General features: G+C 69.5%; 11 protein-coding genes. 9 read left to right on the top strand and 2 right to left on the bottom strand.

The window, feature by feature from the left end; genetic code table 11:
- Nucleotides 1–4 precede the first annotated feature (4 nt).
- Nucleotides 5–1,669 carry an indolepyruvate oxidoreductase subunit beta family protein gene (locus tag ACT54X_RS18295; protein WP_476347709.1) on the bottom strand — a complete coding sequence of 555 codons (1,665 nt, stop codon included), beginning with the start codon at nt 1,667–1,669 and terminating at the stop codon, nt 5–7.
- A gap of 10 nt (nt 1,670–1,679) precedes the next feature.
- The gene (locus ACT54X_RS18290; protein WP_476347707.1) at nt 1,680–3,833 is read right to left on the bottom strand and encodes a thiamine pyrophosphate-dependent enzyme; all 2,154 of its coding nucleotides are present in this window, start codon (nt 3,831–3,833) and stop codon (nt 1,680–1,682) included.
- A gap of 139 nt (nt 3,834–3,972) precedes the next feature.
- Between ACT54X_RS18290 and ACT54X_RS18285 the strand changes: the two genes are divergently transcribed.
- The 9 genes from ACT54X_RS18285 (at nt 3,973) to ACT54X_RS18245 (ending at nt 16,457) form a co-directional block, all read left to right on the top strand.
- Nucleotides 3,973–4,899, top strand: a complete 927-nt coding sequence (locus tag ACT54X_RS18285) for a LysR family transcriptional regulator (protein WP_476347705.1) — start codon at nt 3,973–3,975, stop codon at nt 4,897–4,899.
- A gap of 203 nt (nt 4,900–5,102) precedes the next feature.
- Complete coding sequence (xdhA, locus tag ACT54X_RS18280) at nt 5,103–6,680, top strand: xanthine dehydrogenase small subunit (protein ID WP_476347703.1); 1,578 nt, start codon at nt 5,103–5,105, stop codon at nt 6,678–6,680.
- A 3-nt stretch (nt 6,681–6,683) separates the two neighbouring features.
- Nucleotides 6,684–9,116, top strand: a complete 2,433-nt coding sequence (xdhB, locus tag ACT54X_RS18275) for a xanthine dehydrogenase molybdopterin binding subunit (RefSeq protein WP_476347701.1) — start codon at nt 6,684–6,686, stop codon at nt 9,114–9,116.
- A 77-nt stretch (nt 9,117–9,193) separates the two neighbouring features.
- A complete protein-coding gene (locus ACT54X_RS18270; RefSeq protein ID WP_294372782.1) occupies nt 9,194–10,135 on the top strand; it encodes a LysR family transcriptional regulator in 942 nt (313 codons plus the stop codon).
- A gap of 45 nt (nt 10,136–10,180) precedes the next feature.
- Nucleotides 10,181–11,482 carry an NCS2 family permease gene (locus ACT54X_RS18265; RefSeq protein ID WP_294372778.1) on the top strand — a complete coding sequence of 434 codons (1,302 nt, stop codon included), beginning with the start codon at nt 10,181–10,183 and terminating at the stop codon, nt 11,480–11,482.
- 74 nt (nt 11,483–11,556) lie between these two features.
- Nucleotides 11,557–13,098, top strand: a complete 1,542-nt coding sequence (locus tag ACT54X_RS18260; protein WP_476347699.1) for an ABC transporter ATP-binding protein — start codon at nt 11,557–11,559, stop codon at nt 13,096–13,098.
- Nucleotides 13,085–14,224: an ABC transporter permease gene (locus ACT54X_RS18255; protein ID WP_476347697.1), complete on the top strand. Its 1,140-nt coding sequence runs from the start codon at nt 13,085–13,087 to the stop codon at nt 14,222–14,224. The genes ACT54X_RS18260 and ACT54X_RS18255 overlap by 14 nt, the downstream gene beginning before the upstream one ends.
- 90 nt (nt 14,225–14,314) lie before the next feature.
- A complete protein-coding gene (locus ACT54X_RS18250; protein ID WP_476347696.1) occupies nt 14,315–15,235 on the top strand; it encodes an ABC transporter permease in 921 nt (306 codons plus the stop codon).
- Between the two features lie 55 nt (nt 15,236–15,290).
- On the top strand, nt 15,291–16,457 hold the full coding sequence (locus ACT54X_RS18245; RefSeq protein ID WP_476347694.1) for a BMP family ABC transporter substrate-binding protein: 1,167 nt from the start codon (nt 15,291–15,293) through the stop codon (nt 16,455–16,457).
- Nucleotides 16,458–16,470: the final 13 nt, after the last annotated feature.

The following is a 16,470-nucleotide window of genomic DNA, read 5'->3' as shown; positions in this document are numbered from 1 at the left end:
TGTCTCAGGCGCCCTGGCCCTGCGAGCGGGGCGGCCGGCGCATCCAGCGGATGGGCTGCTCGGCCACCGGGCGCGGCGGCGCGCCGTGCGCCCGCAGGGTGGCGTCGAGGGCGGTGCCGGCCTCGTCGGCCAGCGCGGCCTCGCGGGCCGCGGCAATGGCCTGCGCGCGCTCGGCCGGCGTGCGGCCTGGGCTGCGGGCCAGGTGGTCGACGATGTGCAGCAGGTTGGCCTTGCCGCGCTCGTTGGTGCTGCCGTAGCCCTTGATCAGGCGGCCGCACAGCGCGAGTTCGTGGCCGAGGGCCCAGTCCTCGCGCGCGCCGGCCTGGACGGCGGCCAGCCAGTGCTCGATCAGCCTTTGCTCCTCGGCGAAGCGGCTGCCGATGGGCCGCAGCCGGCGCAGGCTGGCGAGCAGCCGCAGCGCGGCCATGCCCATGACCGAGTGGCTGCCCACCTTCAGCGGCAGGGCCCACGGCGACTGGCCGCGGCGCTGGCGGGCGCGGTCCCAGTCCTGCAGCCGGCGGGCGAGGGCGGGCGGCAGCAGGGCGGCGAATTCCGGCACGCCGGGCTTGAAGTGGTCGTAGACGCGCAGCAGGTCGGCCTCGCCGGCCTTGACCTCCATGCGCACCCGTTCGGCGCGGCTGGCGCGGGCCTTGAGCGCGGCCACGCGCACGATGTCGTCGAAGGCCATCCACAGGGCCAGCCAGCGGGCCATCTCGCGGGTGATGGCCCAGCCGTGCGCGCCCGCGGGGGCGGACGCGCGTTCGGCATCGAGCACGCGCGCCAGGCGGTCCGTGTAGCGACTTGCGTAGGCCCCGTCCTGGTACTCCAGCGTGCGCGCATGGCCCAGGGCCATCATCTCGTGCACGGCGGGCGGAAAGCGGCTGGCCAGGTCGGCGGGCAGCGTCGGGGCCGGCGTGGCTTCCACCTTCGGGTCCTTCAGCAGCGCATCGACGAAGGCCGCCTGCTGCCGCGGTGCATTCACCGCCTCGTAGGCCCGGGCAAAGCCGCGCAGGCTGGCCGCCGCGGTGGCGCCCGGCGCCTTGCCCGAGGCCGGATCGTGGATCGCCGCCTCGAAGGCCGCGCGCGGCCAGGGCAGCACGCCGCTGCCGGCGATGGCGCCGTACATGATGCTGCTGATGACGGTGCCGCATTCGCGGGCCATCGCCGCCATGTCCAGCACCTGGTGCGCGCGGCTGAAGCGGCGCACCACCTCCAGCAGCTGCGCCGCATCGGCCCGGCCGTCGCCCAGCGCCATGCGCTCGGCCGTGGTCAGGCTGCGGCTGGAGGAGGTGATGACCTGGGTGCGCGTTGGGTCGGCCATGCCATTGGCGATCTGGCGCGTGGTCTCCAGCAACTCGGAGGAGACGATCACGTCCAGGGCGCCCGGGGCTGGCACCAGGCTGAACACCGGCTGGCGCCCTTGCAGCTGCGCCAGCGGCACCGGGAAGACCTCGACGTAGTAGGTGGTGGCGCCGGTGCGCTGGGCCACGCCGGGCACCGAGGTGCTCTGCGCCGCGTAACCCGCATGGCGGGCGGCCTCGATCAGCCATTCGGTGAGCACGCCGCCGCCTTCGCCGCCCAGGGCGCACAGCAGCAGGGTGAGGGGGCGTTGATTCGCGGACGCGATGGGATTCATGGTGTCGAAGCGGGGATGGAGCGAAGCGGGCATGGGTTGCTCCTCATGCCGGGCGCAGGGCGCGCACCAGGGCGGACTGCAGGCCGTGCAGCAGCCGCTCGTGCCAGCGCGGGTTCTGCACCACCTCGGCCCGGTAGAAGCTGGGGCACAGCGTGGCCGCATGCGCATTGGCGCCGCACAGGCCGCAGCCCACGCAGCCGTCGATGACGGTGGCCACCGGGTCCACCTTCAGCGGGTCGGGGTTGTCCTTGAGTGTCAGCGTGGGGCAGCCCGACAGGCGGATGCAGGCGTGGTCGCCGTTGCACACGTCCTCGTCCACGCCGTACTTCACGCGTACCACGCGCTCGCCCTTCTTGAGCAGCTGTGCGATCCAGGGCTTGATGCGGCGCTGGCGCTCCAGCTGGCATTCGCCTTCGGCAATGATGACCTTCAGCCCTTCGAAGGAGGTCGTGAAGGCCTCCGTCAGCGTGGCCCGCATGGTCGCCACCTCGTAGGTATGGACCGTACGCATCCACTTCACGCCCAGGCCGCGCAGCGTGTCCTCGATGGTGTGGTTCTTGTGGGCCAGGCTCTGCTGCTTGTCCTCGGCGCGGGCCTTGGTGTCCTCGTCGGGCGTGGAGATGATGTCCTGCGTGCCGGTGGCGCTGGTGTAGCCGTTCTTGAAGATCAGCAGCACGGCGTCGTCGCCGTTGAAGAGGGCGCTCTGCACGCCGGTGAGCAGGCCGTTGTGCCAGAAGCCGCCGTCGCCCATGATCGACAGCACCCGCCGCTGCATCATGGGCGAGACGCCCGCGCGGCTGGCCAGGCTCATGCCGTAGCCCAGGATCGAATGGCCGCCGCTGAAGGGCTCGAAGGTGCCGAAGGCATGGCAGCCGATGTCGGCGGCGATGTGCACCTTGCCCACTTCCTGCTGCGCGAGCTTGAGGGCCGAGAACACCGGCCGCTCCGGGCAGCCGATGCAGAAGCCCGGCGGCCGCCCCGGCAGCGGCTTGCCCAGCAGCTCGGCCACGGCCCGGCGGCGCGCGTCGTTGGCGGCCAGCCAGTCGGTACCGGTCTGGCCGGCGCCCTCGGGCAGGTAGCGCGCGGCGAAGGCGGCCAGGCCACGGGTCAACACCTCGGTGGTGTACTCGCCCGCCATCTGCAGCAGGTCCTTGCCGTGCAGCGGCGTCTGCAGGTCGCGGCGGCGCAGCAGCGTCGCGATGTCCTGCTCGATGTACTCGGGCTGGCCTTCCTCCACCACCAGCAGGGCGCGCTTGCTGGCGGCGAAGTCGACGATCTGCGCCGGCACCAGCGGGTAGGTGACGTTGAGCACCAGGATCGGGATCTCGCTCTGGCCGAAGGCATCGGCCAAGCCGTGCTGCTGCAGCGCGCGGATGAGGGCGTTGTAGAGCCCGCCCTGCACCACGATGCCCAGGTCCTCGCGTGGGCCGGGCATCAGCTCATTCAGGCCGTGCTCGGCGATGTAGCGCTGCGCGGCCGGAATGCGCTCGGCGCTCTTGCGCTTCTCGTGGCCGAAGGTGACGGGCGGATGGGCCAGGCGCTCGTAGTCGAAGCGGGCCGGCTCCTCCATCAGGCTGCGGGTGCTGACGGCCGGGGCGCGGTTGTCCTTGCAGTCGAAGCTGCCGCGCACGTGGCAGGCGCGGATGCGCAGCTCCATCATGCAGGGCATGCTCGAGGCCTCGGAGAGGTTGAAGCCTTCCTCCACCATGCGCACCATGGTCGGCAGGTGGGGGCGCGGGTCCAGCAGGCACAGGCTGGACTTGAGCGCATAGGCATGGGTGCGCTCCTGGATCACGCTGGCGCCTTCGCCGTAGTCCTCGCCCACCACGATCAGCACGCCGCCGGTCACGCCCGGCGAGCTGAGGTTGGAAAGGGCATCGGCCGCCACGTTGGTGCCGACGATGGACTTCCAGGTGACGGCGCCGCGCAGCGGGTAGTGGATGGAGGCGCCCAGCATGGCCGCGGCTGAAGCCTCGTTGGAGCAGGCCTCGACGTGCACGCCCAACTCCTGCATGTAGTCGCGGCCCTGCACCATCACGTCCAGCAGGTGCGACACCGGCGCGCCCTGATAGCCGCCCACGTAGGCCACGCCGGCCTGCAGCAGGCCCTTGGTGATGGCCAGGATGCCCTCGCCGTGGAAGGTCTGGCCCGCGCCCAGGCGCAGCGCCTGCACTTCCTTGCTGAAGGAAACTTCCATGTTCTTGTCTCTCCGTCGTGGGGGCCTGGCCGCGCGTCCAGGGGCGTCGGCCACCGCAGCCCGGGGGGCCGCTCATGCGAAAGCGCGGAGTGTCCGGCGCCTGGGGCATGTCCTCAATGCAATGGACCCGCTAAGTGTTATGAACGGCGTGCATATGGAAAAGCTGGACCTGAACCTGCTGCGCGTCTTCGATGCCGTGCACCACACCCGCAACGTGAGCCGCGCCGCCGAGGCCCTGGGCCTCACCCAGCCGGCGGTCAGCCATGGCCTGACGCGGCTGCGGCTGGCGCTGGGCGACGCGCTGTTCACCCGGGTGGCCGGCGGCGTGGCGCCCACGCCGCGGGCCGAGCGGCTGGCGCCGGCCGTGCGGGCGGCGCTCGCGGCGCTCCATGAGGCCGTGGCCGAGCCCGAGCGCTTCGACCCGGCCCGCTCGCGCAAGACCTTCCGTATCCACATGAGCGACATCGGCGAGGGCCGCTTCCTGCCGCCGCTGATGCAGCACCTGCGCGCGTTGGCGCCCGGCGTGCGGCTGGAGACGCTGCCGCTGCGCCCGCAGGACATCGCTGCCGCGCTGGACGAGGGCCGCATCGACCTGGCCTTCGGCTTCCTGCCCAAGGTGAAGGACACGCGGCGCCAGCACCTGCTGAACGACCGCTACATCGTGCTGGTGCGCGACGGCCATCCTTTCGCCCGCCGCACCCTGCGCGGCAAGGCGCTGCTGGCGGCGCTGCAGACGCTGGACTTCGTGGCCGTGCGCTCGCATGCCGACACCCTGCGCATCCTGCAGCTGATGGAGTTGGAGGAGCGCGTGCGGCTGGTGACCGAGCATTTCATGGTGCTGCCTGCCATCGTGCGCGACACCGACCTGGCGGTGGTCATGCCGCGCAACATCGCCCGCAGCTTCGGCGAAGGCGCCGGCTTCGCCATCGTCGAACCCGACTTTCCCCTGCGCGATTTCGGCGTGGCCCTGCACTGGAGCCGCCGCTTCGAGGACGATGCGCCCAACCGCTGGCTGCGCGGCGAGATCGTGCGCCTGTTCGGCGAGGACACTGGCCTGCCGGCCTGACCGGATGCTGCACCGCCGCAGGGCCTGCGGCACCAGCATGGGTCGCGCAGGTGACGCCACGGTGCATGGCGAGGGTGCCCACGCGCAGCGCATAACGATTGGCGGATGGCCTCTATGGCCCAGGGCGTATCCGCGTAAGCTCGACTCCGACTAACTTCGCCCATCGCCGCGCCGCCTGCGGCTTCGCTGCCCCCACGAGATCCATGAGCACCTCCACCCAACCCATCCAGTTCTTCCACCGCGGCCGCGTGGTGGCGGTCGACGGCGTGCATCCCACGCGCTCCGTGCTCGACTGGCTGCGCGAGGACGCGCGCTGCACCGGCACCAAGGAAGGCTGCAACGAGGGCGACTGCGGCGCCTGCACCGTGGTGATCGGCGAACTGGCCGCCGAAGGTGAATCCGGCGCCGTCGGCGGGCTGAAGCTGCAGACGGTCAACGCCTGCATCCAGTTCCTGCCCACGCTGCATGGCAAGGCGCTGTTCACCGTCGAAGACCTCAAGGCGCAGACGGCCTGCGTGCACGACGGCGAGCGTCATTCCAAGCACCCTGTCCAGCAACTGCATCCGGTGCAGCAGGCGATGGTGGACTGCCACGGTTCGCAATGCGGCTTCTGCACCCCGGGCTTCGTGATGTCGATGTGGGCCAGCTACGAGCAGCACGGCGCCCGCGGCAGCCGGCCGACGCGCCAGCAGCTGGCCGACGAGCTGTCGGGCAACCTGTGCCGCTGCACGGGCTATCGGCCCATCCTCGACGCCGGCCAGAAGATGTTCGACCTGCCGCCGGTCAGGCTGGATACCGCCCCCGTGGTGCAGGCACTGCAGGCCCTGCGCACCGACGCCACCTTCGACTACGCCGCGCCGCTCGGCCACCGCATCGACCACTTCCACGCACCCGTCAGCCTGGAGGCCTTCGCCGAACTGCGCGTGGCCAAGCCGCAGGCGCGGCTGCTGGCCGGCTCCACCGACATCGGCCTGTGGGTCAACAAGCAGTTCCGCGACCTGGGCGACATCCTCTACATCGGCAACGTGCCCGAGCTCAAGCGCATCGACGTGGTGGAGCAGGACGAGCTGTGGATCGGCGCCGCCGTCTCGCTCGAAGACGCCTGGTCCGCCATCGTGCAGCGCGCGCCCTCGCTGCAGGACGTGTGGCTGCGCTTCGCCTCGCCGCCCATCCGCCATGCGGGCACGCTGGGTGGCAACGTGGCCAACGGCTCGCCCATCGGCGACTCGCCGCCCATCCTCATGGCGCTCGATGCGGAGGTGGAACTGCGCAAGGGCCATTGCGTGCGCCGCATGCCCCTGACCGACTTCTACGTCGACTACATGAATAACCAGCTGCAGAGCGGCGAGTTCGTGCAGGGCATCGCGCTGCCGCTGTCGGCGTTCGAGCGCCAGTTGCGCGGCTACAAGATCAGCAAGCGCTTCGACTGCGACATCTCGGCCCTGTGCGCCGGCTTCGCGCTGGAGCTGGACGGCGAGGTGGTGCGCAGCATCCGCCTGGCCTATGGCGGCATGGCCGCCATCGTGCGCCGTGCCACCCAGGCCGAAGCCGCCCTCGTCGGCAAGCCCTGGACCCAGCAGACCGTCGAAGCCGCCAAGGCCGCACTTGCCCAGGACTTCAAGCCGATGACCGACCTGCGCGCCTCGGCCGACTACCGGCTGCAGGTGGCGCAGAACCTGCTGCAGCGCTTCTGGCTGGAGACGCGCGCCGACGAGCCGCTGGAGGCGCAGGAGACCGGCGTCTGGACGGTGATGCCCCACGCCCCTGCCTTCGGAGCCTGAACGATGAACAAGCCGATCGACCCCGCCCTGCTGCAGTCCGCCGAGGCCTTCGCCGACTACGCCGCCAACACGGCCGCCCGCATCGACACCCGGGCCGAAGCCCAGGCCCTGGCCCAGGGTGCCCGCGTGGGCATCAGCCGCCCGCACGAATCCGCCCATCTGCACGTGGCCGGCGAGGCCACCTACACCGACGACCTGCCCGAGCTGGCCGGCACGCTGCATTGCGCGCTGGGCCTGTCGCCCGTGGCGGCCGGCCGGCTGGAAGGGCTGGACCTGGACGCCATCCGCGCCATGCCCGGCGTGGTGGACGTGATCGTGGCCGACGATATTCCGGGCGCCAACGACTGCGGCTCGATCGTGCATGACGATCCGTTGCTCTGTGACGGCGAGATCCGCTTCCTGGGCCAGCCACTCTTTGCCGTCATCGCCCGCACCCGCACCGAGGCCCGCCGCGCCGCCGCGCGCGCCAAGGAAGCCGCGCGCGTGGCACCGGCCGAGCCGGTGCTGACGCCGCAGCAGGCGCATGCCCGCGGCCAGTACGTGGTGCCGCCCATGCACCTGACCCGCAGCGACAAGGGGCTGGCCGTGCGTGCCGCCATCGAGGCCGCGCCGCACCGCCTGAAGGGCGAACTCGACGTCGGCGGCCAGGAGCAGTTCTACCTCGAAGGCCAGATCAGCTACGCCATCCCCAAGGAAGGTGGGACGATGCAGGTCTACTGCTCGACCCAGCATCCCACCGAGATGCAGCACCTGGTGGCGCATGCGCTGCACCTGCATTCCAACGAGGTGCACATCGAATGCCGGCGCATGGGTGGCGGTTTCGGCGGCAAGGAATCGCAGTCGGGCCTGTTCGCCTGCATCGCCGCCGTGGCGGCCAACAAGCTGCGTCGCCCCGTCAAGCTGCGCCCGGACCGCGACGACGACTTCCTGATCACCGGCCGCCGTCACTGCTTCTGGTACGAGTACGAAGTGGGCTTCGACGACGAAGGCCGCATCCTCGGCGCCGAGATCAGCATGGTCTCGCGCGCCGGCCACTCTGCCGACCTGTCCGGCCCGGTGATGACCCGCGCCCTGTGCCACTTCGACAACGCCTACTGGCTGCCCGAGGTGAGCATGCATGGCTTCTCGGGCCGCACCAACACGCAGAGCAACACCGCCTTCCGCGGCTTCGGCGGGCCGCAGGGCGCCATCGCGGTGGAGTACGTGCTCGACTCCATCGCCCGCCAGCTCGGCCGCGATGCGCTCGACGTGCGCCGTGCCAATTTCTACGGCAAGACCGAGCGCAACGTCACGCCCTACGGCCAGACGGTGCGCGACAACGTGATCCACGAGCTTGTCGACCAGCTCGAGGATTCGAGCAGCTATCGCGAGCGTCGCGAGGCCATCGCGGCCTTCAACGCCAAGAGCTCGGTGCTCAAGCGCGGCATGGCGCTCACGCCGATCAAGTTCGGCATCAGCTTCAACGTGCCGCACTTCAACCAGGCCGGGGCGCTGGTGCACGTCTACACCGACGGCTCCATCCTCGTGAACCACGGCGGCACCGAGATGGGCCAGGGCCTGAACACCAAGGTGGCGCAGGTGGTGGCGCACGAGCTGGGCGTGGAATTCGAGCGTGTGCGCGCCACAGCCACCGACACGACCAAGGTGGCCAACACCTCGGCCACGGCCGCATCGACCGGCGCCGACCTCAACGGCAAGGCCGCGCAGGACGCGGCCCGCCAGATCCGCGAGCGGCTCGCCGACTTCGCCGCGCGCCGCCATGGCGGCACGCCCGACGCGGTGCAATTCGCCAATGGCAAGGTGCAGGTGGCCGGGCGCGAACTCACCTTCGCCACGCTGGTGGCCGAGGCCTACACCGACCGGGTGCAACTGTGGTCCGACGGCTTCTACAGCACGCCCGGCCTGCACTGGAACGCACAGACCATGCAGGGCCATCCCTTCTACTACTTCGCCTATGGCGCGGCGGTGAGCGAGGTGGTCATCGACACCCTGACCGGCGAATGGAAGCTGCTGCGTGCCGACGTGCTGCACGATGCCGGCCGTTCGCTCAACCCCGCGGTGGACATCGGTCAGGTCGAAGGCGCCTTCATCCAGGGCATGGGCTGGCTCACCACCGAGGAGCTGGTCTGGCACCCGGGCAACGGCAAGCTGCTGACGCACGCGCCCAGCACCTACAAGATCCCCACGGCCAACGACTGCCCGCCGGTGTTCAACGTGCGGCTCTTCGACGGCCCCAATGCCGAGGATTCCATCCACCGCAGCAAGGCTGTCGGCGAGCCGCCGCTGCTGCTGCCTTTCTCGGTGCTCTTTGCCATCCGCGATGCCGTGTCGGCCGCGGGCGGCCACCGGGTCGATCCACCGCTGCGGGCACCGGCCACCAGCGAAGCGATCCTGCGTGCACTGAACGCGGTCCAGTCCGCTCCCGCCGCCGCCTGATCGTTCGGCCGGGACCGTCGTCGCCATGGCCCCGCCACGGGGCCGGGCGTTGCCTGTCTCTGGCAGAGTGAGGCCCCATGCGAGACCAGGCCCTCTTCGACAAGATCGATCTGCACCTCATCCGGGTGCTCTATACCGTGCTCACCGACCGCAGCGTCTCGCGCGCTGCCCTGCGGCTGGGCATGTACCAGCCGGCCGTCTCGGCCGCGCTCAAGCGGCTGCGCGAGCTGTCGGGCGATCCGTTGCTGGTGCGCTCGGGCTCCGGCATGGTGCCCACCGAGGCAGGCCTGCGCATGATCGAGCCCGCAGCCAGCATCCTCCGCGCCGCCGAGATGCTGTTCTCGGACGTGCGCGGCTTCGATCCGCAGACGGCGGCCACCACCTTCCGCATCGCCGCCAACGATTACCTCGATCCGCTGTTCCTGCCGCTGGTGGTGACCCAGATCAAGCGGCTGGCACCGCTCACGCGCATCGAGATCCATCCGCTTTCGTCCGATTCCGACTACCACGCCCACCTGGCCGAAGGCACGCTGGACCTGGTGATCGGCAACTGGCTCAAGCCGCCCGAAGACCTGCACATGTCGCGCCTATTCGGCGACGAGGTGGTGTCGATGGTGAGCCAGGAGCACCCCGCGGTGCGCCGCGGCTGGGACTTCGAGACCTGGCTGGAGGCCGAGCACATCGCGCCGACGCCCACGCACCCGGGCGCGCGCGGGATCATCGACCAGCTGCTCGACGCCATCGGCCGCCAGCGCAACATCACGGCGCGCTGCGCGCACTTCAGCCTGATTCCGCAGATGGTGGCCAGCAGCCTGCTGGTGCTGACCACCGGCCGCCAGTTCTGCGAGCGCTTTGCGCAGCAGCTGCCGGTGCGCATCCTCGACTGCCCGGCCACCTTGCCGCGTCTGCTCTATTACCAGCTCTGGCACGAGCGCACGCATTCGTCGAGTGCGGCCCAGTGGCTGCGCGAGCAGGTCAAGAACGCGGCCGCCTCGCTGCGTCAGCCCGGCGGCCCCTGATTCCTTTCGCTTCCTTCATTCACAACAACACCGGAGACAAGACCCATGAATGCGATCGAGCGGCTGTTCAAGCTGCAGGAGCACGGCACGACCGTGCGCACCGAACTGCTGGCAGGCCTGACCACCTTCCTCACGATGGCCTACATCATCTTCGTCAACCCCTCGATCCTGGGCGACGCGGGCATGCCGAAGGAGGCCGTGTTCGTCGCCACCTGCGTCATCGCCGCGCTGGGCTCGGCCATCATGGGCCTGTATGCCAACTACCCGATCGCGCTGGCACCGGGCATGGGCCTGAATGCCTACTTCGCCTACGGCGTGGTGCAGCACATGGGCTTCACCTGGCAGGCCGCGCTGGGGGCGGTGTTCGTCTCGGGTTGCCTGTTCCTGCTGGTGACGCTGTTCCGCATCCGCGAGCTGATCATCCGCGGCATTCCGCTGTCGCTGCGCTATGCCATCACGGTGGGCATCGGCCTCTTCCTGGCGCTGATCGCGCTCAAGAGCGCGGGCATCGTCGCCGCCTCGCCGGCCACCTACGTCACGCTGGGCGACCTGCACCAGCCCGCGGCCGTGCTCGCGGTGCTGGGCTTCTTTTTGATCGTGATGCTGGACCGGCTCAAGGTGCCGGGCGCCATCCTGATCGGCATCGTGGCCGTGACGCTGGCCAGCTTCTTCTTCGCCGGCAACCAGTTCAAGGGCGTGGTGTCGGCACCGCCCTCCATCGTGCCCACGCTGCTGCAGCTGGACATCAAGGGCGCGCTGGCTGGCGGCATCCTGAATGTGATCCTGGTGTTCTTCCTGGTCGAGCTGTTCGATGCCACCGGCACGCTGATGGGCGTGGCCAAGCGTGCCGGCCTGCTGGTGCCGGGCAAGATGGACCGGCTCAACAAGGCGCTGCTGGCCGATTCGGGCGCCATCTTCGCGGGCTCGCTGCTGGGCACCTCCAGCACCACGGCCTATGTGGAGAGCGCGGCGGGCGTGCAGGCCGGCGGCCGCACGGGCCTGACGGCGCTGACGGTGGCGGTGCTCTTCCTGGCCTGCCTGTTCATCGCGCCGCTGGCCGGCGTGGTGCCGGCCTATGCGACGGCGCCGGCCCTGCTCTTCGTGGCATGTTTGATGCTGAGGGACCTGACCGAACTGGACTGGAACGAGACCACCGAGGTCATCCCCGCGGCCATCACCGCGCTGGCGATGCCCTTCACCTATTCCATCGCCAATGGCCTGGCCTTCGGCTTCATCAGCTATGCGGTGCTGAAGCTGATCACCGGCCGGGCGCGGGAGGCGCACTGGATGGTGTGGGTGATCGGCGGGATCTTCCTGTTCAAGTACATCTACCTGCCGGGTCACTGACCTATCCGGGCCGGCCCCAGGCGACTAGCATTCACCGTTTTTCTTAAAAGAGCGACCCCCGAAGGCCACCCCCCATGTCCCCCCCCAGACTCCAGCTCGCGCACATCACCAAGCGCTATCCCTCGGTGGTCGCCAACAGCGACGTGTCGCTCACCGTCCAGCCCGGCGAAACCCATGCCGTGCTGGGCGAGAACGGCGCCGGCAAGTCCACGCTGATGAAGATCATCTACGGCTCGGTCAAGCCGGACGAGGGCACGGTGAACTTCAACGGCCAGCCGGTGGCCATCCGCAATCCGCAGGAGGCGCGTCAGCTGGGCATCAGCATGGTGTTCCAGCACTTCAGCCTGTTCGACACGCTGACGGTGGCCGAGAACGTCTGGCTGGGGCTGGACAAGAGCCTGTCGCTGGCCGAGGTCACGCGCCGCATCGTGGCCAAGGCCGGCGAGTACGGGCTGGAGATCGACCCACTGCGGCCGGTCCACACCCTGTCAGTAGGTGAGATGCAGCGGGTGGAGATCATTCGCGCGCTGCTCACCGACCCCAAGCTGCTGATCCTGGACGAGCCCACCTCGGTGCTGACGCCGCAGGCGGTACAGAAGCTCTTCGTGGTGCTCAAGAAGCTGGCGTCCGAGGGCTGCTCCATCCTGTACATCAGCCACAAGCTGCACGAGATCCGCGAGCTGTGCACGGCCTGCACCGTGCTGCGCGGCGGCAAGGTCACTGGCGTGTGCAATCCGCAGCAGGAGACCAACGAGTCGCTGTCGCGGCTGATGATCGGCGCCGAGCCGCCGCCGCTGACGCACCGGCCCTCCAACGTGGGCGAGGTGGCGCTGTCGGTCGAGCGCCTCAGCCTGCCGCGCGAGGACCAGTTCGGCGTGGACCTGGACGGCGTCTCGCTGCAGGTGCGCGCGGGCGAGGTGGTGGGCATCGCCGGCGTGTCCGGCAACGGCCAGAAGGAGCTGCTCTACGCCCTGTCGGGCGAGGACGTGCGGGCCGAGCCTGGCATGGTCCGCCTTTTCGGCCAGGGTGCCGGCCGGCTGCGTCCGCGGGCGCGCCGCAGGCTGGGCCTGCATTTCGTGCCGGAGGAGCGGCTGGGCCGCGGCGCCGTGCCCACGCTGGGCCTCGCCCACAACCTGCTGCTCACGCGCGACGACGCGGTGGGCAGCGGCGGCTGGCTGCGCATCGGCCAGCTGGAGCAGCAGGCCCGCGCCATCATCGAGCGCTTCAAGGTCAAGGCCGGCGGGCCGCAGTCGGCGGCCAAGTCGCTGTCGGGCGGCAACCTGCAGAAGTTCATCGTCGGCCGCGAGATCGATGCCAGGCCCAAGCTCTTCATCGTGTCGCAGCCGACCTGGGGCGTGGACGTGGGCGCTGCCGCCTTGATCCGCGCCGAGATCCTGGCGCTGCGCGACGCAGGCTGCGCCGTGCTGGTGGTCAGCGAGGAGCTGGACGAGCTGTTCGAGATCAGCGACCGGCTGCATGTGATCGCCAAGGGGCGGCTGTCGCCTTCCATCGACCGGGCGGCGGCCACCGTGCCGCAGATCGGCGAATGGATGAGCGGACTGTGGGAGGGCGCGGCTTCGCGCGCGAAGGAGGAGGGCATCCATGCTCAAGCTTGAGTTGCGGCCGCAGCTGTCGCGTTTCTGGAGCTACGGCTCGCCCATCCTGGCGCTGCTGATCACGGTGGTGATCGGCGTGATCCTGTTCGCCGCGCTGGGCAAGGACCCGGTGCGGGGGCTGCAGGTCTTCTTCTGGGAGCCGATCAAGAGCAGCTATGCCATCGGCGAGCTGCTGGTCAAGGCGACGCCATTGCTGGTCATCGCGCTGGGGCTGGCGGTGTGCTTCCGCTCCAACGTGTGGAACATCGGCGCCGAGGGTCAGTTCGTGCTGGGCGCCATCGCCGCGGGCGGCATGGCGCTGCTGGCCGACAAGAACACCGGTCCGTGGATCGTGCCGGCCATCCTGCTGGCGGGCGTGCTGGGCGGCATGCTGTGGGCGGCCATCGTGGCCTGGCTGCGGGACGTGTGCAATGCCAACGAGATCCTCACCAGCCTGATGCTGGTCTACGTGGCCACGCTGCTGCTGCTGTGGCTGGTGGGCGGCCCCTGGAAGGATCCGATGGGCTACAACTTCCCGCAGACCAAGACCTTCGAGGCGGTGACGCAGATCCCGCGGCTGATGAAGGGCTCGCGCGTGACCATCGGCATCGTGATCGCGCTGGTGGGCGTGGCGGCGCTGTGGGTCTTCCTGTTCCGCACCCGGCTGGGCTTCGCGCAGCAGGTGGGCGGGCTGGCGCCGGCGGCGGCGCGTTATGCGGGCTTCTCGGCCCGGCGCGCGGTGTGGATCGCGCTGCTGACCTCGGGCGGCGCCGCCGGCCTGGCCGGCGCTCTGGAAGTGGCCGGCCCCATCGGCCAGCTCACGCCCTATGTGCCCGCGGGCTACGGCTTCGCAGCCATCATCGTGGCCTTCGTCGGGCGGCTGCATCCGGTGGGCATGGTGTTCTCGGCCATCCTGATGAGCATGTTCTACATCGGCGGCGAGTTGGCGCAGTCCCGTCTGGGCCTGCCAAAGTCGCTGACGGCGGTGTTCCAGGGCCTGCTGCTGTTCACGCTGCTGGCCTGCGACACGCTGGTGGCGTACCGCGTGCGCATGAAGGCGGCAGCGCGGCCGGTGCCGCCCACGGCGGGCACTGCCTCGTTGCAGGCATCGACGCCGGATGTTGCCCCTCAAGTAAAACAAGCCTGAGAAATGAACCCCCACGCTCATCACTTCGTGTATTCGCTCCCCCCCGAGGGGGCGCAGGCCTCCCTCGGGGCGGCCCGGCGGGAGGCCTGAATGGAAAGCTACGCACTCCTCCTGGGCGCCATGCTCAGCGCCGGCACCGTGCTGGCCATCGCCGCGCTCGGCCTGCTCATCAACGAGAAGGCCGGCATCGTCAACCTGGGCGCCGAAGGCATGATGCTGTGCGCCGCCATCGGCGGCTTCGCGGCCTATGTGCACACGCACAACGCCTGGATCGGCTTTGCGGCCGGCATGGCGGTGGGTGCGCTGCTGGCGGGCCTGTTCGGCGTGCTGGTGATCTGGCTCAACACCAACCAGTACGCCACGGGCCTCGCGCTGTCGCTCTTCGGCGTGGGCTTCTCGGCCTTCGTCGGCATCAACTACGTGCAGGCCAAGGCGCCAGGCGGCATGGCCTTCGCCATCCCTGTGCTGAGCGACATTCCCTTCATCGGGCCGGCGCTGTTCCGCCACCATCCGCTGGTGTACTTCGCGGTGGCGCTCACCTTCGCGCTGATCTGGTTCCTGTACCGCACGCGGGCCGGGCTGGTGCTGCGCTCGGTGGGCGAGTCGCCCGAGTCGGCGCATGCGCTGGGCTATCCGGTGCGGCGCATCCGGCTGATGGCGGTCATGGCCGGCGGCGCGCTGTGCGGCCTGGCGGGCGCCTACCTGTCGGTGGTCTACACCGGCCTGTGGGTGGAGAACATGGTGGCCGGCCGCGGGTGGATCGCGCTGGCGCTCACCACCTTCGCCACTTGGCGGCCCCTGCGGGTGCTGCTGGGCGCCTACCTCTTCGGCGGCGTGACGCAGCTGGGTTTCCACCTGCAGAGCGTGGGCGTCGACGTACCCAGCCAGTTCCTCGCCATGATGCCCTACGTGGCCACCATCGTGGTGCTGGCGCTGATCTCGCGCAACCCCGCCTTCATCCGCGTCAACATGCCTGCGTCGATCGGGAAACCGTTCTACCCCGGCTCATAATGCGCGCTGAATTTTTCACCTCCCTCAACGTCTTGCTGCCAAGGACCTTTAGACAATGACCGATCTGAACAAGCGCTCGCTGCTCAAGCTCGCCGCCATCTCCGCCGCGGCTGCTGCCGCCCTGGTGGGTTGCGGCAAGAAGGAAGAGGCGCCAGCTGCGGCAGCTCCCGCGGCGCCTGCGCCCACCGCCGCTGCGCCGGCCCCGGCGTCGACGGCACCGCTGGAGATCGCCTTCGCCTACGTCGGCCCGGTGGGCGACGGCGGCTGGACCTTCGCCCACGACAACGGTCGCAAGGCGCTGGAGAAGGAATTCGGCGACAAGATCAAGACCACGTTTGTCGAGAGCGTGCCCGAGTCGGCCGATGCCGAGCGCGTGTTCCGCGACTTCGTGGGCCAGGGCAAGAAGCTGATCTTCGGCACCACCTTCGGCTACATGGAGCCCATGCTGAAGGTCGCTGGCGACGCCAAGGACGTGAAGTTCGAGCATGCCACCGGCTACAAGACGGCCGAGAACATGCGCACCTACGACAGCCGCACCTATGAGGGTGCGTACATGGCCGGCATCATCGCCGGCGCCATGACCAAGTCGAACAAGCTGGGCGTGGTGGGCTCGGTGCCGATCCCCGAGGTGCTGCGCAACATCAACAGCTTCACGCTGGGTGCCCAGTCGGTGAACCCCAAGATCACCACCAATGTGGTGTGGGTCAACGAATGGTTCAGCCCGCCGAAGGAAACCGAGGCTGCCACGGCCCTGATCAACGGCGGCGCCGACGTGCTGTTCCAGAACACCGATTCGCCGGCCGTGCTCAAGACGGCGCAAGAGAAGGGCAAGCGCGCCTTCGGCTGGGACAGCGACATGACCGCCTACGGTCCCAAGGCCCACCTGGCCTCGGCCGTGATCAACTGGGGCCCGTACTACATCAAGGCCACGAAGGACGTGCTGGACGGCACCTGGACCACCGGCCAGACCTGGTGGGGGGTGAAGGAAGGCGCGATCGACCTGGTTTCCGTGGCCGACGACGTGCCGGCCGACATCAAGGCCAAGGTCGACGAGGTCAAGAAGGGCCTGAAGGACGGCACCTTCCAGATCTGGAAGGGCCCGATCGTCGGCCAGGACGGCAAGGAACTCATCGCCGCCGGCGCAGCCGCTGACGACAAGTTCCTTTCAGGCGTGAACTTCTACGTCAAGGGCGTGGAAGGCAAGGTGCCCGGCAAGAACTGACCACCCCGTTTCT

This window comes from Pseudacidovorax sp. DMC4, assembly GCF_056314265.1.
This window is presented reverse-complemented; position numbering and strand designations above follow the sequence as displayed.